Annotated in this window: 9 protein-coding genes; 8 read left to right on the top strand and 1 reads right to left on the bottom strand. The window is 58.2% G+C overall.

The window, feature by feature from the left end; genetic code table 11:
• The first annotated feature begins 183 nt into the window (after positions 1-183).
• A complete protein-coding gene (locus tag BT125_RS20680; protein ID WP_060738709.1) occupies positions 184-1,530 on the top strand; it encodes a DEAD/DEAH box helicase in 1,347 nt (448 codons plus the stop codon).
• Between the two features lie 245 nt (positions 1,531-1,775).
• Here the strand turns inward: BT125_RS20680 and BT125_RS20675 are convergent, their stop codons facing one another.
• The gene (locus tag BT125_RS20675) at positions 1,776-2,051 is read right to left on the bottom strand and encodes a hypothetical protein (RefSeq protein WP_072409787.1); all 276 of its coding nucleotides are present in this window, start codon (positions 2,049-2,051) and stop codon (positions 1,776-1,778) included.
• A 222-nt stretch (positions 2,052-2,273) separates the two neighbouring features.
• Between BT125_RS20675 and BT125_RS20670 the strand changes: the two genes are divergently transcribed.
• The 7 genes from BT125_RS20670 to BT125_RS20645 all read left to right on the top strand — a co-directional run.
• Positions 2,274-4,760: a glycoside hydrolase gene (locus BT125_RS20670; protein WP_072409785.1), complete on the top strand. Its 2,487-nt coding sequence runs from the start codon at positions 2,274-2,276 to the stop codon at positions 4,758-4,760.
• A gap of 325 nt (positions 4,761-5,085) precedes the next feature.
• Positions 5,086-6,792, top strand: a complete 1,707-nt coding sequence (locus tag BT125_RS20665) for a ShlB/FhaC/HecB family hemolysin secretion/activation protein (RefSeq protein WP_072409784.1) — start codon at positions 5,086-5,088, stop codon at positions 6,790-6,792.
• 24 nt (positions 6,793-6,816) lie between these two features.
• The gene (locus BT125_RS20660; protein ID WP_083564533.1) at positions 6,817-19,698 is read left to right on the top strand and encodes a two-partner secretion domain-containing protein; all 12,882 of its coding nucleotides are present in this window, start codon (positions 6,817-6,819) and stop codon (positions 19,696-19,698) included.
• Positions 19,699-20,046 carry a DUF3969 family protein gene (locus BT125_RS20655; protein WP_072409783.1) on the top strand — a complete coding sequence of 116 codons (348 nt, stop codon included), beginning with the start codon at positions 19,699-19,701 and terminating at the stop codon, positions 20,044-20,046.
• Positions 20,047-20,467: 421 nt separating this feature from the next.
• Positions 20,468-20,635, top strand: a complete 168-nt coding sequence (locus BT125_RS29730; protein WP_256573813.1) for a hypothetical protein — start codon at positions 20,468-20,470, stop codon at positions 20,633-20,635.
• 20 nt (positions 20,636-20,655) lie between these two features.
• Complete coding sequence (locus tag BT125_RS29725) at positions 20,656-20,910, top strand: hypothetical protein (RefSeq protein WP_256573812.1); 255 nt, start codon at positions 20,656-20,658, stop codon at positions 20,908-20,910.
• A gap of 261 nt (positions 20,911-21,171) precedes the next feature.
• The coding region (locus BT125_RS20645) for a transposase (protein WP_072409781.1) at positions 21,172-21,792 on the top strand (621 nt) is incomplete at its 3' end.

Below are 21,792 nucleotides of genomic sequence, written 5' to 3'. Positions count from 1 at the left end.
GTTCTTCTATAAAGACGCGACGGGACGATTAGAGCATTTAAGCCCGGTCAGGTGACCGTTGATGACAAATCGGCTTATAAAAATGCACTGATTTACCTCCGTTTGTATAAAGAAACTCGGCCTTCGCGCTCGAAACCGTTACCCTATGCAGCTGTTTTTTTGCATTTCTTCGAGGTAGCACCCGTGTTTTCCCAATTCGCCCTGCACGAACGCCTGCTCAAAGCCGTGGCCGAGCTTAAATTTGTCGAGCCAACGCCGGTGCAGGCAGCGGCTATTCCGCTCGCGCTCCAGGGGCGTGACCTGCGGGTGACGGCGCAAACCGGCAGCGGCAAGACCGCCGCGTTCGTGCTGCCGATCCTCAACCGCTTGATCGGCCCGGCCAAGGTCCGCGTCAGCATCAAGACCCTGATCCTGCTGCCGACCCGCGAACTGGCCCAGCAGACCTTGAAGGAAGTGGAGCGCTTCTCGCAATTCACCTTCATCAAGTCCGGCCTGATCACCGGCGGCGAGGACTTCAAGGTCCAGGCCGCGATGCTGCGCAAGGTGCCGGATATCCTGATTGGGACGCCGGGGCGGATGATCGAGCAGTTGAACGCCGGCAACCTCGACCTCAAGGAAGTCGAAGTGCTGGTGCTGGACGAGGCCGATCGCATGCTGGACATGGGCTTTGCCGAAGACGTGCAGCGCCTGGTGGACGAATGCGTCAATCGCCAGCAGACCATGCTGTTCTCCGCCACCACCGGCGGTTCGGGCTTGCGCGAGATGATCGCCAAGGTGCTGAACAACCCCGAGCACTTGCAGCTCAACGCGGTCAGCCAGCTGAATTCCACCACCCGCCAGCAGATCATCACCGCCGACCACAACCAGCACAAAGAGCAGATCGTCAACTGGTTGCTGGCCAACGAGACCTACGAAAAAGCCATCGTGTTCACCAACACCCGGGCCATGGCCGACCGTATCTACGGTCGCCTGGTGGCCCAGGAATACAAGGCGTTCGTGCTGCACGGCGAAAAAGACCAGAAGGACCGCAAGCTGGCCATCGACCGCCTCAAGCAGGGCGGCGTGAAAATCCTCGTCGCCACCGATGTCGCCGCCCGCGGCCTGGACGTGGATGGCCTGGACATGGTCATCAACTTCGACATGCCCCGCAGCGGCGACGAATACGTGCACCGCATCGGTCGCACCGGCCGCGCCGGCAATGACGGCCTGGCGATCTCGCTGATCTGCCACGGCGACTGGAACCTGATGTCGAGCATCGAGCGCTACCTCAAGCAGAGCTTCGAGCGCCGCACCATCAAAGAAGTCAAAGGCACCTACGGCGGACCGAAAAAGGTCAAGGCCTCGGGCAAGGCCGTGGGTGTGAAAAAGAAAAAGGTCGACGCCAAGGGCGACAAGAAGAAAACCGGCGCCAAGGCCCCGACCAAGCGCAAGACCGCCAACCGCCCGAAGACCGACGCCCCGTCGCTGGTCAGCAAGGACGGCATGGCCCCGCTCAAGCGCCGCAAGCCAGAAGCGCCTGCGGCTGAGTGAAGCCGCGGTAGTGCTTCATAAAAAAACCGGACCTTGGGTCCGGTTTTTTTATGGGTGAAACTAAAATCTAAGCTTGGCACAGACCCCTGTGGCGAGGGAGCTTGCTCCCGCTGGGCTGCGTAGCAGCCCCAATGGTGTATGTTCACCATTTTTCCGCAGTGAGACTTGGTTTTTGGGGGCGCTACGCACCCCAGCGGGAGCAAGCTCCCTCGCCACAAAAGCGGGCTGTGCTCGGCTGTGGCTCATCACCCAGCCTTCTTCTCTGCTTGCTTCAGCTCTTGCAGACGCTTATCGATCAACTGGCACTTGTCTGGCACATCCTTGCTGGCAGTCTCCAGGTCCATGGCCTGCAACTCATCGTTAATTTCCTTGGCCTTGGTTGGGTTCTGCTCGGTGAGCTTGGTCACTTCCTGGGCCAGTTGTTCACGTTTGAGGGTGGCTTCGTCAGGCGTGCAAGTAGCCCAGGCGGGCAGGGCGAAGGTAAGGGTGGCTGCGAGGGTGAGTTTCAAGAGGGTTTTCATGGCAGGGCCTCGTATTCCTTGTTGGGCAGGTAAAGGGTTGAGGCCGGTCTCGGGTGGAAAGTTCATTGGCCACCGTCCTGATGGCTTTCTTTTTCGCAATTTCCCTAGCCGATATTAAACCGTCGTCTACCATGGAAAATGTGACACGCAGCGCTGTACCTGCAACGCTGGAGTGCTCCTATCAGGATGTTGGATCTTCATTAATTCAAAGGAATGAAAGCGATGAGCCTTAGAGCGATATCCAGTCGGCTGGTGTTGTGCCTGTGTAGTTTATTCGCGGTTTCATCAAGTTATGCAGAAAGTGTGGTCATCGCCACTCCGCAAAGAGGTGTGGGGATCGAGGTGGACGTATTCGACAATCCTGATGCCCTCAATGGAAAACCGTCTGCAACCAGCAACGTGCCATCCACTTCGGTTGGGTTGTTTACACCCGCAGTGCAATCGTTCAAAGGCAAGATGTATATGTTCTGGGTCAGCGACAGTGATACCGCTCATATCTATTTTTCCACTTCGGCGCAGGGAAATAACTGGTCTGCTCCACAGTCCATTCCCGTCGCCAGTATCTTGGGTAATGTTTCAGTCACGGTGTTCAAGCAAAAGCTGATACTGACGTTTACCGACCAGGCTCAAATAAATAGCATCAGTTCCGAAGATGGCATGACTTGGTCCAATGCTAGCCCTGTCACGGCCTCCAGTGATGCTGCCTATAACAGTCCTGTGGTGTACAACGGACAGTTGTTTGTCTTCTACTGCGAGGAGGACGACGACACTGTTTACTACGTGACCTCGGACGATGGTTTTCAGTGGAGCCAGCCAAATCTCGGGTTCAAGGCCAACGCTTACAGGGTCTTGAGCATAGTGCCGGTGGTTTATAACGGTGAGCTGTTGCTTTACTACTCTTATGACGTTGGCCATTTGGCCGTGCGTGCTTACGACCGCAGTGCTCATTGGGGCGATGAGCAAACGCTGTCGGGAATCGCCAATGAGCTTCTCCTGAGCCGTGCAACGATGATCGGCAACCGCATTTTTATCAGCAGTGGCACTAATACGTTTGCTTCAACCGACGGAGTCAACTGGAGCCCCTATTTTTCCAAGACATTCCCCGGGAATCTGACGGGCGCGCCGGGGCTGGGCGTTTCCTATGCCATTACCACGAACGATCTGACAGCAGACAACCCACAACTGCCTGCGGACCTGGCAACGGGTCTTAGCCATACCGACTATGCAACGTTCGCCTGGCGGAGTTTTTTCGCACTGAACAATACGGCCAAGACCCCGTTGCCGGCTAACCGTGGTGTGGGCAATCCCGCCGGCAGCTTTGCCGATTCGGGCAAGGCCTCACAATCTCCCAATCCGTTGTTGTGGCAAACCTTTGCTCACCGTACCGAGCTGTTTCCGGCGGGAAAACAAAAAAACTCCGCGGGCGGTCCTATACGTCCGTTTGGTTCCGACCCGCAATACAGCTACATCAATTTCCCCACAGGGGCGCCTTTGGCGGCTGGCGCCACCTATGCTCATTACAACAATCTGGACGAGGCGACCCAGATAGGTCAGAACGCAATATTTTTCCCGGTCAACCCGCCGAATGCGGCGAAGACAGGAAACGACTATGCACCTTCAAACGACAGCCAGATCCTGTTCGAGGCCAAGGCCAACCCTGTCGTTTACGAGTACGCGAGTACCCTGAGCAGTTTTATGGACCCTATCGTACTGCCCGACGGCGCGGTGGAGGTCAAGGCGGCATGGCGCAAGCTGGCAGACATTCCGGTACAGAATCGCGGGCGCTACCATACAGCGACGGTGGTGACCTATCAGGGCAAGGACGATGCGCCGGTGGCGCACAATGAAGACTACGCGCTGGTCGCCCTGCATATCATCCACAAGACACCCAACTACCCGACCTTCATATTCGCCACGTTCGAGCATGAGGATGCCCTGACGTTGTCCGATGGCAAGTCGCCGAGCGGACTTTACTACATCGCCAACTACAACGAGATTGCCTACCCCGGTTCCGATACAAATCCCCCAACGGCCACTTTCTCTGACGGCAGCACAACCCATACGGTTTCTTTACCCGAGGCGGGACCAGTCGCCAATTCGAACCTCGATCCCCCCGTCTACTCCAACAGTAACGGGATCCCCGAGGGGCAGGCCGGCCCGATTCGTGTCGTGCAACCGCTGACCGTCTATTCCGAAGTCGCAGCGGTGAACAATCAGGTCAAGCAACTCATGGATGGCAGCAGCGAGTTCGATAATTCGGTCTGGAAGCACTACCGGCTCAAAGGCGTGCAGGCCATCCCGTCGAGCACTCAAACCGATCCGGATTACTACCTGGCCAATATCATGGTCGAAAGCAGCCAGCCGGGGATTCAGCTATTTCGTGGGAGCAACGTATTCCCTATCCCGAACAACAACACCCTGACCAATGCGCGCAACCAGCCGAATATCAAGGTACCGGATTACGCCCACAGCACCCAAAGCCTGACCATGGGCGGTTGCATGGGGTGTCACGGCATCGCTCAGAGCTCGCTCAAACAAGGTTTCAGCTTCCTGTTCGATGCGATCAATCCCACGTTCAACAACGGTGTCACTGGCTTTGCGGGCCCGGAAACCGTAGGTTTGCCTGATCCGCGCACCATGAAGGCACGGGCCCTGAAATATTCTTTCGGTCCTCGGAACACGGCAGCCGTTGAGGAGGCAAGCAAGTAGTCGTCAACCTCTGCCCAGCAGGGTATCCGTGCTTTCCGAGGCGAATGCCTAGCTCTTTCATAAAAAACCCGGACCTTGAGTCCGGTTTTTTATGAAGCCCCGTCGATACAAAAATCACCCCCCGGCGAACGCTGCTTGTCTGTTTTGTAGGAGGTTTCCAGGTCTGCCTCGGGACCTTTCGTACCCCCGTACCGGAGCCATCCGATTTCAGATGAATGGTTCCAGCAATAGCCTTAAAGCCCAATCCATTTAGTTGACGTCAAAATGATGGCTCATTAATATCGCGCCACTATTTTGATGTCATTTTCCACTCGAGGGATCGAACATGTCCTCACCCGTCTTTTGGGCGAGGTTGTGCGTGGCTTTGCTGTGCCTTTCTCCGCTGACCCTGGCTCACGCCGCCCCCACTCCAGGCGACACGGACCTGATCCGCGAGCGCCAGAACCGTTTGCTCGAAGAGCAGCGTCGTCGTCTGGAGGAGCTCAAGGACCTGCCCGGCCAGGAGGCGAAGCCGGCCCAGCCGACCGCACCTGTCGATACCCGTTGCTTCCCGATCAAGACCATCGAACTCAAGGGGGCCGACAGCCTGTCCGCCAGTGAGCGCGAACGACTGCTCAAGCCCTACATCGGCCAATGCCTGGGTGTGCCGCAGCTTAACGAACTGCTCAAAGTTATCACCGACCACTACATCGAAAAGGGGCTGGTCACCAGCCGTGCCTACCTGCCGCAGCAAGACCTGTCCGGTGGGCATCTGAGCGTGCTGGTGGTGGAGGGACGACTGGAAGGCTTGAAGGGGGCCGAAAACAGCCAGCTGTCGGATCGCGAACTGGCGATGGCTTTTCCTGGCAAGACCGGCGACCTGGTCAACCTGCGGGAGATCGAGCAGATGGTGGATCAGCTCAATCGCCTGCCGTCGAACCAGGCCAAAATGGAGCTGACCCCCGGCCAGGAAGTCGGTGGCAGTGAAGTGCGGGTCACCAACGAGCCGAAAAAGCCCTGGCGCGCCGGTCTGTCGCGCAGCAACGACGGCCAGCGCAGCACCGGCGAGCAGCAGTGGGGCAGCAGTTTCGAGTGGGACAGCCCGCTGGGCCTGGCCGACCAGTTGATGTTGCGTGGCGGTCACGATGGGATGACCGATCATCAACACACCTCCAACAACGCCATGCTTTATTACAACCTGCCTTGGGGCTGGTGGAACGTCAGCTACACCTACAGCCAGAGCGAATACCGCTCGCAAATCCCGGCCAACGGTTTCAACTTCAAGCAGACCGGCGACAGCCAGAACCATCAGGTGCGGGTCGAGCGGGTGATCCATCGCGATGCGCTGAGCAAGACTTCCCTCAACACCGGCCTTTCGTACCTGCGCACCAACAACTTCATCGAAGGCAGCAAGCTTCGCGAGAGCAGCAATCGCATCAGCGAGGCGCAGTTCGGGATCAACCACGGGCGGCGAGTCGGCAGTGCTTTCGTCAACCTCGACCTGGGCATGCAGGAGGGCATCGGTGCCTTGGACGCCCAGGGCGATCACGACCCGGGCCCTGGCGTACCGGATGCGCGCTATCGCAAATACACCGCCACCGCCAGCTACCTGCAGCCTTTCAAGCTTTGGGACGAGTCCTTCAGCTTCAGCAGCCTGATGACCGGCCAGCGCAGCGAAGACGTGCTGTTCAGCCCCCAGCGCATGAGCCTGGGCGGGCAATCGTCGATCCGTGGCTACAAGGACCAATCACTGTCCGGTGACAGCGGCGGCTACTGGCGCAACGACCTGCGCTGGAGCCGCCCGGTAGCGGTGGAGTGGCTACGTCCGGTGTTCGCCGAATACGGCACCAGCCTCGGCTATGACCAGGGCGTGATTCGCGGCGACCGCTACAACGGCGGCCAGCACGGGCGCATGTCGAGCAACTCGCTGGAGCTGTTCGCCCGTGGTGAGCACCTGAGCGCCAGCGTCACCTTTGCCCACTCCCTGGAACGCCCGGATGCCCTGACCGAGCGCGAAGCGCCGATCTACTTCCGCGTGGACGTACTCCTTTAAATTTTGCTGCAACGAGACCTGAACATGGACGACCGCCAACACGCCTTCCTGGCCCGCCAACCTTCCGCAGCCCTGCAAGCCCGTGACCGCTTCTGCGGCATGCCCAAGCGCAGCCTGGCGTTTCTGTTGGTCAATGTCATGTTCTGGCAACCGCTGTGGGCTCAGGCCGATGGCATCGTCGTCAGCGCCCCGGGCACCGGCCTGGACCGGGCAGGCAACGGCGTGCCCATCGTCAATATCGCCAAGCCCAACGGCAATGGCCTGTCGCACAACCAGTTCACGGACTACAACGTCGGCAGCAACGGCGTGATCCTCAACAACGCCACCGCCCGCACACAATCCACGCAACTGGGCGGCATCATTCTCGGCAACCCGAACCTCAACGGTACGGCCGCCACGACCATCCTCAATGAAGTCAACGGCGGCAACCCCAGCCAGTTGCGCGGTTATACGGAAGTGGCTGGGCAATCGGCCCGCGTGATCGTGGCCAACCCCTACGGAATTACCTGCAACGGCTGCGGCTTCATCAATACCCCGAAAGCGACCCTGACCACCGGCAAGCCAATCATCGAGAACGGCCAGGTGAGCCGCTATCAGGTGGACCAAGGCAGCGTCGCCATCGAAGGCGCGGGCCTCAACGCCAACAACGTCGACAGTTTCGAAATCATTACTCGCAGTGCCAGGATCAACGCCGAGATCCAGGCCAAGAACCTGACCATCGTCGCCGGGCGCAACGACGTCAACGCCAATACCCTCAACGCTACCACCCGGGCGGACGACGGCAGCGCCAAACCGCAACTGGCCATCGACTCCTCGGCCTTGGGCGGCATGTACGCAGGCGCTATCAAACTGGTGGGCACCGAAGCCGGCGTCGGCGTGAAACTGGACGGCAAACTGATCGCCAGCGGCGGCGACATTCAGCTCGACGCCAACGGCCGCCTGAGCCTGGCCGAGACCTCGGCCAGTGGCGCCATCAATGTCAAGGCCGCGAGCCTTGATGCCCGAGGTCCGGCCTACGCCGGCACCACATTGAACGCCCAGACCCAGGGCAACCTGAGCAACCAGCAGAGTCTTGCGGCGCGGGACAGCATTACGCTGAACGCGGGTGGGCAGTTGACCAACAACGGCATTATCGAGGCCGGCGTCAACGCGGATAACACCCGTAACGCGGTGGGGGATGTGAGCTTGACGGCGCAGAGTCTGAGCAACACGGGTAAGAGCGTTGTTGCCAGTCGTAACCTCACAGCCAACGTGGCGCAGACGCTGAGTAACCAAGGCGGAACCCTGAGCGGCGGGCAGACCACCACGGTCAACGCCGCGACCTTGGACAATCAAAGTAAAGGACGGGTACTCAGCAGCAATACACTGAACATCACCGCCAACACACTGCTCAACACCCAGGGCACGGTCAGCAGCAACGGCAACCTGACGGCCAATGTCGGGCAGTTGAATAACACCAGTGGCGAATTCACCGGTTTGAACGGCGTTACGTTGCGCGTTGCTTCGCTGGACAACGTAGCGGGTCTGGTCGCGGCGGGGCAGGGGTTGGCTATCAACGCCAGCAGCCAGGTGAACAACCGCAGCGGCCGGATCACTTCAAGCAAGAGCGTGCAGCTCAGCGCTGCGTCGCTGGATAACACCGCAGGCCGTTTGCTCAGTGACGGCGCGCTCACCGCCAGCATTTCGGCGCAGCTGCTGAATCAGGCGGGATTGCTGTCCTCCGCCGGACTGCTGACCCTCAACGCGGCGAGCCTGGACAATCGCCAGAGCGGCGTCGTCACCACAAGCCAGGCTGCCAACCTCACCGTAGGCACATTGGATAACCGCGGCGGTGAGCTGTCGAGCCAGGGTGTCCTGGCGCTGACCGGCACCGAGCTGAGCAACGGCAGCAGCGGCAAACTGATCGCCTACGGCGACCTGCGCTTGACCCTGGAACGCCTGATCAACCAGAGCCAAGGGTTGATCTCCACCCGAGGCGCCCTGGCTGTCAATGCCGGACAACTGGACAACCGCCAGGGTTCGCTTTATGCCCGGCAAGGGATGAACCTGGACCTGCGCGGGCAACTGCTCAATGCCCAAGGCAGCCTCAAAAGCGACACCAGCGCCAGCGTCAAAGCCGCCGGCATCAATAACGATACGGGCCAGTTGACCAGCGTCGCTGCGTTGAACATCGACAGCGCCGCGACCTTGAGCAACCTGGGCGGTAGTGTGATCAGCGGTGACACGCTGTCATTGAAGGCCGGTCAGGTGAACAACACCTCCGGCCGCATCGCCAGTGCCAAAGTCTTGAATGCCAGCGTCACCGGGCTGGAGCAACAGAACGGCCAATTGGTCAGCAACACCAGCCTTACCCTCGATCTCAACCATGGGCAATTGAACAACCAGGGCGGGCTGATCAGCACCCCCGGCGCGCTGCTGTTGAACAATCTCGCCGCCGTGAACAACCGCGAGGGTGAGATCTCCAGCGATAAGGCCTTCAGCCTGAATGCAGACAGCCTGGACAACAGCGCCGGCAAGGTCGTCAGCAAGCAGGGCCTCAGCCTGACCATCGCCCAGGCGTTGAACAACGCCCAAGGATTGGTCTCGGCCAATGGCCTTGCCGTGCGCGCAGCCAGCCTGGATAACAGCAGCGGCACCTTGAGCAGCGACGCCGACCTGAGTGTGAACGTCGATGGAACGCTGACCAACCTGGAGGGCGAAGTGTCCAGTGCCGGTCTGACCCGGCTCAACGCGATGACCCTGAATAACCGCAACGGTCAGGTGCTGGGCGATAACGCCTTGAACATCAGCCTGGGCGGTGCGCTGGACAATCGCGAGGGCGTGCTCGGTTCGGGCAAGGTCGTGGACATCCAGGCCGCGAGCCTGAACAACGGCAACGCCGGTCAAGTGATCAGCGACGGCAGCCTGAGCGCACGCATCAGCGGCCTGCTGGACAACCAGAGCCAGGGCGAAGTGATCGCCAAGGGCGCACTTGACCTGCAAACCGGTAGCCTCGACAACCGCGGCGGTCGCCTCACCGGGGTCGACCTGCTGACCGTGCGCAGCGATTCGCTCGACAACCGTGGCGGCAACATCCGCGCCGATAAAGCGCTGCAACTGACGGTCGCGCAACTGGACAACCGTAACAACGGGATCATCACCGGCAAGGCCGGCGTCGGCGTCGAAGTCACGCGGCTGGACAACAGCGGTGGCCTGCTGAGCAGCGTCGGCCCGTTGAACTTGAAGGCCAATGAGGTGCAAAATGCCCTTGGCCGCATCTCCAGCCAAACCGACCTCACCGCGCTGATCGATACCCTGCAACAGCAGGGCGGCGCGCTGGTCTCACAAGGCAACCTGAGCCTGACCGGCACCGTTCTGGATAACCGCAACGGTGGCTTGGTCGGCACCACAAAAGCGCTGGATTTGCAGGTTGGGCAGGTCGATAACCAGGCGGGCGAACTGTCCGCAGGGCTGGACGTCAAGGTTGGCGCTCAACGCCTGGACAACAGCGACGGCGGCAAACTGATTGCCGGCAGCGCGCTTGAATTGAAAGTTGCGCAACTGATCAACCAGACCAAGGGCCTGATCCAGGCCCAAGGCCGCCTCACGCTCACAGGCAGTACGCTGGACAACAGCGGTGGCGCACTCAGCAGCCTGAATGCTTTGGTGATCACACTCGACAACGCATTGTTGAATAACAAAGGCTTGATCAGCAGCGAAGGTGAACTGACCGTCAACGCCGGCAGCCTCGATAACGCCGCTGGCAGTCTGGGCAGCGCCGGTGCGTTGTCCATCGTCAGCCAGGGTGGGCTGATCAACCAGGGCGGCTCCATCAGCACCGACGCCGGGCTGAGCCTCAAAAGCGCCAGCCTGGACAATAGCCAGAAAGGCCTGATCTCGAGCAGCGCCGCCACTGAGGTCCGCACTGGCGCTTTCAATAACAGTCAAGGTGGCCGCCTGACTTCGGGCAACACCCTCAAGCTTACCGCCACTCAGGTGAACAACGCCGCCGGCCGTATCGCCAGCAGCCAGGCCTTGAGCGCATCGGTCACCGGACTGGATCAACAGCAAGGGGAGTTGTTCAGCAACACCAGCATCAGCCTGGACATGAACCAAGGCCAGTTGAACAACCAGGGCGGCCTGATCAACGCCCCGGGCCTGTTGCTGCTGAGCAATCTCAAGGACGTCAACAACCAGGGCGGTGAAATTTCCAGCCGGCTAGCGTTCACCCTGACGGCGCGGAATCTCGATAACAGCGGCGGCAAACTGCTCAGCAACCAAGGCCTGGTCCTGAGGACAGCCCAGGCCCTGAACAACGCCAAAGGGATCATCTCGGCCGCGTCCGTGGACAGCCACAGCGCCAGCCTGGATAACAGCGATGGCTTGATCAGCAGTCTCGATCAGCTCGATTTGAACGTAGATGCACTGCTCGACAACCAGCGCGGTTCGCTGATCGCCGACGGCGCGCTGACGTTGAACGCTGATCGCCTGGACAACCGTGCCGCCAACATCGCCGGCAAAGCCGGGCTCAACGCTACCGTCACCGCGCTGGATAACCGTCAAGGCACGCTGGTCAGCACCACGGACCTGACGTTGCAAGCGTCGAGCCTGGACAACCGCCAGGCCGGTTTGATCGGCGCGACAAAAGCGCTGGATCTCAACGTTGACGATCTCGACAACCGTGGCGGCGAGATGAGCGGTAACACCGGCGTCACACTGGTGAGCAAAAACCTCGACAACAGCGACAGCGGCCAAATATTCGCCGGGCAAAGCCTGAAGCTCACCGTGGATAAACTGCTCAACCGGACCAAAGGTCTGCTCAGTGCCAAGACACAATTGAGCCTCGACGGCGGTTCTCTGGACAACAGTGGCGGCTACCTGATCAGCCAGCAGAACCAGCGCATCGACCTCAGTGGCGACCTGATCAACACCCAGGGCCAACTCAGCAGCGAAGGTACCCTCGACGTCAGCGCCGCCAACCTGAGCAACAGCGGCGGCAGCTTGTCCAGCGCGGCGAACCTCACCGTTAAAAGCCTGGGCCGCCTCGACAACCAGGGCGGCGAACTGGTAACCGATGGCGCATTGTTGCTCAGCAGCACGGCGCTGGACAACCGTCAGCAGGGCAGTATTAGCGGCAAAGGCGCGGTGAGCGTCACCACCGGCGCTTTCGACAACAGCCAGAACGGACGCCTCAACAGCGGCAGCACACTGAACCTCAAGGCGGCCCAGGTCACTAACCAGGACGGCGGCCGCATCGGCAGCCAGGGCGCGCTGACTGCCTCGGTCTCCGGCCTGGATCAGCAGGGCGGACAGCTATTCAGCAACACCTCGCTTAGCCTGGACTTGAACAACGGCCAGCTCAACAACCAGAACGGCCTGATCAACGCCCCCGGTACGTTGCTGCTGAAAAACCTCCTCGGTGTGAACAACCAGGGCGGTGAAATCTCCAGCGCCCAAGCCTTCACCCTGGCGGCACAAAACCTCACCAACGATGGCGGCCGGCTGCTCAGCAACCAGGGCCTGACCCTGCGCATCGCCCAGGCGCTGAACACCGTCAAAGGCATGATCGGCGCGGCAACCGTCGATGCCCACGCCCAAAGCCTGAACAACAACGGGGGTGTCCTCACCAGCCGCGGCAACCTCGTCCTGACGATCGATCAACAACTGGATAACCAGGCCCAAGGTCTCATCAGCGCCGCGCAATTGCTCACGCTCAACAGCGGCGACCTGAACAACCAGGGCGGCAGCGTGTTGGCCGGTGGTGCCTTGCTCCTCAACGCCATGGCCCTGAACAACAGCGCCAATGGCCTGATCAACGCCCAGGGTGACCTCACGCTCACTGCCAATGCGCTGGACTCCAGCGACGGCGGCGAAGTGTTGGCCAAGGGCGATATGAACCTGACCCTCGCGGCGCTGACCCAAAACGGCGGACGTCTGTTGGGCGAACAAGCCATGACGCTGAACCTGGGCGGCTATGACCTGAACAACCGTAATGGCCTGATCACCGCTAATGGTCCGCTGACCCTCAACGGCCTGCGTAACCTGAACAACCAGGGCGGCGAAATTTCCAGTAGCCAGAGCTTCAAACTCAGCGGTCAGACACTCGATAACAGCGGCGGCAAACTGATCAGCAGCCAGAGCCTGAGCCTAGACGGCGATAGCCTGGTCAACCAGAACGGCTTGATCTCTGGATGGCAAGACTTGCAGGTCAGTGGCAGCAGCCTGGACAACCGCAACAACGGCACGCTCTCCAGCCGCAATGGCGACGTTGGCGTCACCCTCAGCGGGGCTCTGCTCAACAGCGCTGCCGGTGCCCTGGTCGGCCAGAAAAAACTCACTGCCAGCGCCGCCAGCCTGGATAACCGGAGCGGGATTCTGTCCAGCGGTGGCGACCAGACCCTGACCGTCACTGGCGGTTTGCTGAACAACGCCCAAGGCGGCTTGATCGACAGCGGCGCGACTCTGGTTATGAAGGCCATGACCCTGGGCAATGTCGGCGGTACCGTCAACGCACAAAACGCCTTGAGCTTCACCGGCACCAGCCTGGACAACAGCGGTGGCAACCTGATCGGCAACGCCGCCGTGACCCTGGACCTGCTCGGTGCCCTGACCAACATCAGTGGCAAGATCGCCAGCGTCGGCCCGCTGCGGGTCGAGCGCGCCACGCAGATCAACAATCAGGGCGGCCAGATCGCCAGCCAAGGCCTGTTGACCTTGCTCACCAGTGGCTTGGACAACCGCAATCGCGGCACCGTCGCGGCCAATGATTTGTTGGTCCTCAATACCTCCGGCGCCGTCCAGAATGATGCCGATGGCTTGATCTACAGCCAGAACGGCGGCGTGGAAATCGACGCGGCCAGCCTTACCAACGGCAAGGGTGTGGTGCAAAGCCAAGGAGGGTTGAAACTCACTGTCGATGCGGACATCGATAACCAGAGCGGCCGCCTCCAAGCCAAGACTGGTGACGTGACTGTCGTCGGGCACAACCTGGATAACCGTGGCGGCGTCCTCGCCAGCCTGCAAGGAATGCTCACCACCCAACTGACCGGCGTGCTGAAAAACGGCTACGACCTGAACAACAACCGCCAGGGCGGCATCACCCAGGCCCAGCGCCTGAACCTGACCGCACGCGGCGGCCTCGACAACTACGGCGGGCGTATCTCCGCACAGACCGGCGACGCCACCGTCACCACCGGCAATTTCGACAACCGCAACGGCGGCCTCTATGCCAAAGGCAAGGTCAACGTCAGCGCCAACGATTTCGACAACAGTGGCGACAACGACGGCCAGATCGCCGGCAGCCAGATCGACCTGGACCTCACCGGCGCGTTGAACAACCGCCTGGGGATTATCGAGAGTGACAGCACCCTGGCGATCAAGGCCGCGAGCCTGGATAACCAGACCGGGCAGTTACGTGCCTTGGGTGGGAGCGGTACGACCAACTTTCAGATTGGCGGCCTGTTCGATAACCGCAATGGCACGCTGGAGACCGCCAACAATGGCCTGATCCTCAACGCCACCAACTTCCAGAACCTGGGCGGCAGTCTGTTGCATGTGGGCAGCGGCGACTTTGATATCTCCACCGCCAACCTCACCAACGCCGGCGGCAGCCTCGTCACCCGTGGCGGGTTGACGCTGACTGCCAAAAACTGGACCAACAGCAGCGTCATCCAGGCCGGGCGACTGACCGTCAATGTGGACAACCTGACACAGACCGGGACTGGGCAGTTGCTGGCTTCTACCAGCCTGGAGGGGAATGGGGAAAATTGGAGTAATGATGGGCTGATTGCCAGTGATGGTTCGATCAGTCTGGTGTTGGGGGGAAGCTACGGAGGCAGCGGACGGATGTCGAGCCTCGGTGGTATCGACCTGACCGCAGCGCAACTGAATTTGGGCGTGACTTCCAGCATCGCTGGCGGTGGCGACACCACGGTAAAGATCGGTGGACAACTGACCAATGCCGGGCGTCTGACCTCCAGCGCAAACCTGACCGTCCAGGCCGGGAACCTCGTCAATTCCGGAACCCTGGGTTCGGCCCGGAACCTCGTACTGAAAACTCCTTCGCTGCTCAATGACCGCGGGTTGGTATTCAGCGGTGCGGACATGACGCTGGGCGTGAGCAATTTCACCAACCAGAGCGGTGATCTCTACGGGTTGGGTAATGTGGTGATCGGTGGCTATGGCGCCGCCGCACGAGCCGCCAGCGTGAACAACGTCTCCGGCTCAATGGAGAGCGGCGGCACATTCACGATCAACGCCGATGGGTTCCAGAACCGTACCGAGGGCGCGGTGGCGTCTGGTGGGCGCAAGCTGATTTCGGGGTTTATCGCCAATATATGTAATGACTGCAAAGGGGACTATTACACCTTCACGCTGGCGGCCCGTGAGGTCTTTGAAAGTGTTGACAACGACACCAGTGCCTCGTCGCTGCTGACGGCCGGCAAGGATTTCGTGTTCCAAGGCAGCAGCTTTCTCAACAGTAAAAGTACGGTGAGCGCTGGCGGCAATATCAACATCGTGGCCGACAACGTACAGAACATCGGTGCGCAGAACGGAACCATCGAGCGCACGCGCATGTATCAAGTCGCAGGTATGAGCGACGGCGGTACCGGGCGGTTTTTCGCTAACGTCCTGACTCCTTACAACCAGCGCAATAATCCTGATTTCCCGTATGTCTATTACCTTGACCTGGACGGGAATATTCACAAGGCCATCCCCAAATCGACTCGCTACAGGGAAGGGGGGCGAGACGGTGAAACGCTTTCCGTGGTGACTCTTACAGATGTCGATACAGGGGCCGCTGTCAAAACACGTGGAGACTACAACCTCGTACTGTCTGGGCTCAGCTACGGTTTCGAGAACACCACGCAATCCCAGTACGACCCGAACAACCTGCTTCAGATGCCAAATCTGGATCAGTACAACCTTCTTAGTGACATCGAAATCGCCAAAGACAGTTCCGGCGCCGCAAGTACAGTCGGCAGCCGTAACGCCGTCATCCAGGCCGGCGGTAAAGTCTCGATCACCGCAACCAAAGACCTGCAGAACAGCGTCATCCATGAGGACTACACCGCCAGTGGTGGTACCAACAAAGTGGCGGACACCCAGGCAAGCGGAACCGGCACCACGGTCGTAAGAATCAACAATCAGCTGCCACCTGATCGCGCCCAGCAGCAGGTAAACCCGCTGAGCCTTCCTGGTTTCGCCTTGCCCTCCGGGCAAAACGGTCTGTTCCGCTTGAGCGGCCAAGGTGGTTCGGCTCAACAGGCCACCCAGGCCAGCACCGGCTCGCAAAACTGGAGCATGGGCAGCGCCTCGATCAGCACCCGCCAGCGCCAGCAAGACCTGCCTGATGCTCAAGCCCGTGATGTCCAGGTCGGTGCTATCGCGGCGGTGGGCACCAGTGATCGGCAACTGGCCCTGATCACTCGTCAAGCCAACGACAGCAACGTGAGCGCCAGTACGCTTAACGTCAGTGCGCCCGTGGAAGGCAGCCACTCGCTGCCAATGCCAAGTCGCAACAGCGGCGTTGGCATCGGGACTCAAGTGGCCGCCGTGAATGTCACGGGTACCAACCTGCTCCCAACGGCACAGGTCGTCCCACAGGTGGGCAATGCGGTGGATACGCCAGCTGCCGGCCAGGCGGTCGTGCGCGTTCAAGGTGTACCGGAGACTTCCTTCAAGTCCAATCCGCAGAAGTACCTGATCGAGACCAACCCCGTACTCACCGACCTCAAGTCGTTCATGAGCTCGGACTACCTGCTGCAAAACCTCGGCTACGACCCGGACCAAAGCGCCAAACGCCTGGGCGATGGTCTCTACGAACAGCGCTTGATCCAACAAGCGGTCGTTGCCCGCACCGGCCAGCGTTTCATCGACGGCCAGACCAGCGACGAAGGCTTGTTCAAGTACCTGATGAACAACGCCATCGCCAGCAAGCAGGAGCTCGGCCTGTCGGTGGGCGTGACGCTGACTTCGGAACAAGTCGCCGCGCTGACTCACGACATCGTCTGGCTCGAAGAGCACGAAGTGAACGGCGAAAAAGTCCTGGTGCCGGTGTTGTACCTGGCCCAGGCCGAAGGCCGCCTCGGGCCTACCGGTGCGCTGATCGCCGGTAATGACGTGACGCTGATCGCCGGCCAAAACCTCGATAACGTCGGCACCCTGCGCGCCGCCAACAACCTGTCGGCGACCGCAGGCAGCGACCTGGTCAACAGTGGCTTGATCCAGGCGGGTAATCGTCTGGACCTGTTGGCGGTCAACAACATCGCCAACCAGGCCGGAGGGATCCTCGCCGGGCGTGACGTCAACATCAAGGCTGTGATGGGGGACGTCGTCAACGAGCGTACCGTGACCACCGCAAACTACAGCCGGCGACAGGACTTCATGGACAGCGCCGCCCGTATCGAGGCTGCCAATGATCTGGACATGGGCGCCGGACGCGATATCAAGAGCGTCGGCAGCGTCATGGTCAGTGGGCGTGACACCACGATCGATGCCGGTCGGGACGCGATCATTGTCTCAGCCCAACAGGAAAGTGCCAGCAACAATGGTGTCCGCAAAAGCGCGGTGACGCAGTTCGGCTCCAGCGTCCAAGCAGGCCGCGACATGGCCGTGAACGCTGGCCGGGATCTCAACGTCATCGCCAGCCAACTCGGGGCCGAGCGCAACGTCGCACTGACCGCCGGGGAGAATATGACCATCTCCTCCGCAGCCGACGAAACCCACTCTTATTCCAAAACGAAAAAAGTCACCATCCAGGAAGATCACGTCAAACAGATCGGCAGCGCCATCACCGCTGGCGGTGACGTGACGATGGGGGCCGGAAAAGACATGGCCATCATCTCCAGCCGCATCAGCGCCGGGGACGAGGCTTATCTGGTGGCAGGTGGGAATCTCGACGTGCTGGCGGCGCAGGACAGTGACTATTCGCTGTACGACAAGAAGAAAAAGGGTAGTTGGGGGAAAAAGAAGACCAAGCATGACGAGGTGACCAAGGTCACGAACGTGGGGAGTGAAATCACTGCGGGGGGCGATTTGACGCTGGTTAGTGGGGATGACCAGCGTTATCAGGCTGCGAAGCTGAACAGTGGGGGTGACCTGACTGTGCAGAGTGGGGGGGCGATTACCTTTGAGGGTGTGAAGGATCTGGTCCAGGAGACGCATACCAAAAGCAATGGCGATGCGTTCTGGACCTCATCGAAAGGAAAGGGCAACACCGACGAAACCCTGCGCCAGACCCAGATGGTGGCCGCCGGCAGCATCATGATCAAGGCGGTCGATGGGCTTCATATCGATGTTACGCAGGTCAATAAGGAAACGGTCAGCCAATCCATCGATGCGATGGTCAAGGCCGATCCGAAACTGGCCTGGCTGAAAGAAGCCGAAGCACGGGGTGACGTGGATTGGCGGCAAGTGAAGGAGATTCACGAGTCGTTCAAGTACAGCAACTCTGGGTTGGGGCCTGCTTCGCAGTTGATCATCGCGATCATGATGTCTGTGGTCATGGGCCCGGCAGGTCTGGGCGTGGTGAGCGCAGGCGCTGGTGGGGCTTTCGCCACCAGTCTGGCAACTACGGCGGTGACCAGCACCATTAACAACAAGGGCAATCTTGGGGCTGCGTTTAAGGAAACGTTTAGTGCGGATAGCCTGAAAGGGGCCGCCATTGCGGGGGTTACTGCGGGTGTACTCAATTACGCGGACGAAAATTGGTTCGCGGCCGCCTCGCAAGGTTCGAAGTCGGCGAACCTGCTGACCAGCAATAACTTCACTGACGTTGCAATACGGACTGGGGGCCGAGCGGTGCTCTCCAGCGGCATCTCGACTGCCATTGGGGGAGGCAGTTTTGGTGACAACCTGAGTGCCGCGCTGATGGGCGAGGCGGGCAGTGTGGCGATGGCCACGGGGTTTAACTGGGTTGGCGATAACATCAAGTTCCCAGATGGCGGATTTCAGAAAATCGTTGCACACGCGATCATGGGTGGCCTGCTGGCTGAAGCCATGGGGAGTGACTTCAAAACGGGGGCGGTCGCCGCTGGTTTGAATGAAGCGCTGATTCCCGGCATGACCAAAATTGCGAATGGAAACCAAGAGCTGCAGGTGATGCTGTCGCAGCTAACGGGGTTGTTGGCAGCCGCCGCGGTTGGAGGCGATCTGGATACCGCCTCTAAGATCACTCAGAATGCAACCACCTTCAACTATCTGTTTCATGCGGAACTGGTTGAAAAGGAACAAAGGCTCAATGCTTGCACGTCGCCGAGCGAGTGCCAGTCCATCAGGGACTACTACAACAATCTTGACGCTGCTCGGAACAAGGAGTTTGGGCAGTTCTGCCGACAGAACCCAACGGACTGCGGGAAGATCACGCAGCAGTTGGTGGCTGAAATTCCTGAAAATGAGAAGCTGCTTGAGGCGGTCAGGGTTTCCGGCAGCAAAACCAGTTTTGCAGATTCAATACAACTTTGGTTGTCTACACAAAATAACCAGCAGGCCATCAATACTAGCATTGTAGAGAAGTCCCGGTCTGAAAATGGGCAGGTAGTAGGGCTGTTGACGGACGTTGCTTTGGGTGCGCTGTATCCGGATTTGTTCGCATCGACTGCTGGGGGGAAGGGTGGTACAACTGGAATCAAGAATGGGGTTGTAGAGGACGGCGCAAATTCCGGGATAAAAAATATATATGAATCAATAAGAAAGGCCCCCCAGTACCCGGAAGGGTTTAAGGAACGAATTGGCGGGACAACAAAAAATGTAGTAAATAATATGGACGTGCTAGATGACTTGCGAAAAGTTGAGCCTGGGAAGTGGGCGAAGGTCTACAAGGATGGCTTTGCTTCAGACGGGTCTAAAGTCTCAGTTCATTATTTTCAGAGCGAAAGTGGGAAAGTTTTCAATGTGAAAACTAAGCCCGGATGGAGTAATAACTAAATGAAAGAAATGTCTTTAGTATTGGAGGTTTTTGAGGCTGAGGAGTCTGCTAGGTTTCTGTCCGCACTGTCAATAGGTCTGTTGACTTCTGTGCAAAATGGTGTGATGTCGCTGGATGAGGCTGAACGACTGCTTTTCTCGCCAAGAAGTTCGAGGGTTTTGAGGGAAAAAGGAATTTCTCCAAAAGTCACTGAGTTGCTTATGGATTGTTGTGAGTTGGAGGACGTTCTCAGTTTAAAACCATCAAGATTTAACAATAATTTGCAGGTGATGTTGGATAAGTTTGCGGATTTTTTGAAGGAGTCAAAAGTTAGAGAAACCGATTCCAATTTTTTAGAAATCAAATGATTGAAGGGGGGGAAGGGGGGAAAGGGGACAGATTTATTTGGTTTTTTGCTACGCTGAAAGCTTCCATGGAGGAGGAATCAATATGCCCAGGATGGGGCGTATTATTTTACCGAGAAAATGGGGGCAGATTTATTTAGGTCAGGAAAATAAATCTGTCCCCTTTTTTCTCCAGCGGAGCTGTTCCGAGTACGATTGCGCCTGAATTGCAAGCTTACGCGGAAAAACTAGGTGGTTTGGGGGTTAAAACTGCTTGTGGGAATACACTGGGTCGTTGTGCTGAGTTTAGAGCTGCTAATGAACTGCTACTGAATAATCCTGGGCTTAAGTTAAGTGATATTAAGTTTACTTCTGCTATTCGTCCTCGAACAGGTGAAGTGGTTCCGCGTTGCGAAAATTGTACAAATATTTTTGGGGCTGAATAATGGAAATGGATGATGAGTTTTTAGAAGTGAATGACTTAGATTGGTTCGCCTCTTTTGAAGATGGCACTCTGGCTCATTTTGCGACTGGAGGGCGGAGTTTTGTTCCACAGGCAGTAAGGAACTCGATTGCTGATTATGAAGTTGTATACGACTTTTTTTCTCATTAGATGAAAAATTTGATTTTGAAGTGATTGAAGATAATCTTCCTGTGTTTAATAATGATGATCAGCGTAATCGATACTTGCAGTCGTTTGTTCATATGGCAAGGAAAGGTTTGTATAGCTATGATGCTGGTGATGGTTTTTATAAGTTGGTAGTTAGGCCTAAAAAAGCTAGGAGTTGTTCTGAGTTGCCGACAGATATACGGGATATTCTCTGCGTGCTACCAATAGTTTCTTCTGGGTATGTGAATGCTATTAAAGATTCTGATTTTGGTGTTTGAGTGAGTAGTGTTCTGTTTCTTAGAAAGAAAAAAGGGAACAGATTTATTTTTTGATTTATTGCCACGCTGAAAGCTTCCATGAGGGGATACAGGGACAGACCACGATTAGAAGTTGACTGGCAACAGGCCAGTCTTTTAATCGTGGTCTGTCCCCGGATTTCCCAAACACTGGCTCCGGATGGACTGCACAAATAAAGGAAAAGGGGGCAGATTTATTTAATTTTTTCTACGCTGAAAGCTTCCATGGAGGAGGAATCAGATATGCCCAGGATGGGACGTATTGTTTTACCGAATTACCCGCATCACGTAGTGCAGCCAGGCCATAACCGGCAGGTGGTGTTTGCGGCGGCAGAGGATTATCAGCGCTATCTCTCTGATCTGCGCGAGCTAAAAGATGCGTTCGGGGTGAAGGTCTACGCCTATTGCCTGATGACGAATCATGTCCATTTGTTGCTAGCTCCTGGGGAGTCAACCGGTGGACTAGGACAATTGATGAAAGCACTGGCTGCCCGTGCGACGCGCTATCGCAATCGATTGGAGGGGCGCTCAGGCACCTTGTGGGAAAGTCGTTACAAATCCAGTGTGGTGCAGTCGGATTCATATTTGCTCGCTTGTAGTCGTTACATTGAATTGAATCCTGTGCGCGCTCGCATGGTCGCCAACGTCGCAGACTATGCATGGTCGAGCTATCGAAGCCGGGTAGATGATGAGTCTGGTGGGGGCTGGTTAGATGCTGATCCATGCTTCATGGCCTTGGGTGATACCTCGATGGAGCGGCGGCTTCGGTATGAAGAGTTTGTGCGCCAAGCTATTCCGACTGATCAGCTTCGATTAATCCGCGATGCTTTGCAGCGAGGTCAACTGACGGGTACAAGCCGTTTC

Origin of the sequence: Pseudomonas sp. NFACC04-2 (assembly GCF_900119265.1) — a bacterium.
Classification (GTDB): Bacteria; Pseudomonadota; Gammaproteobacteria; order Pseudomonadales; family Pseudomonadaceae; genus Aquipseudomonas; species Aquipseudomonas fluorescens_AA.
This window is presented reverse-complemented; position numbering and strand designations above follow the sequence as displayed.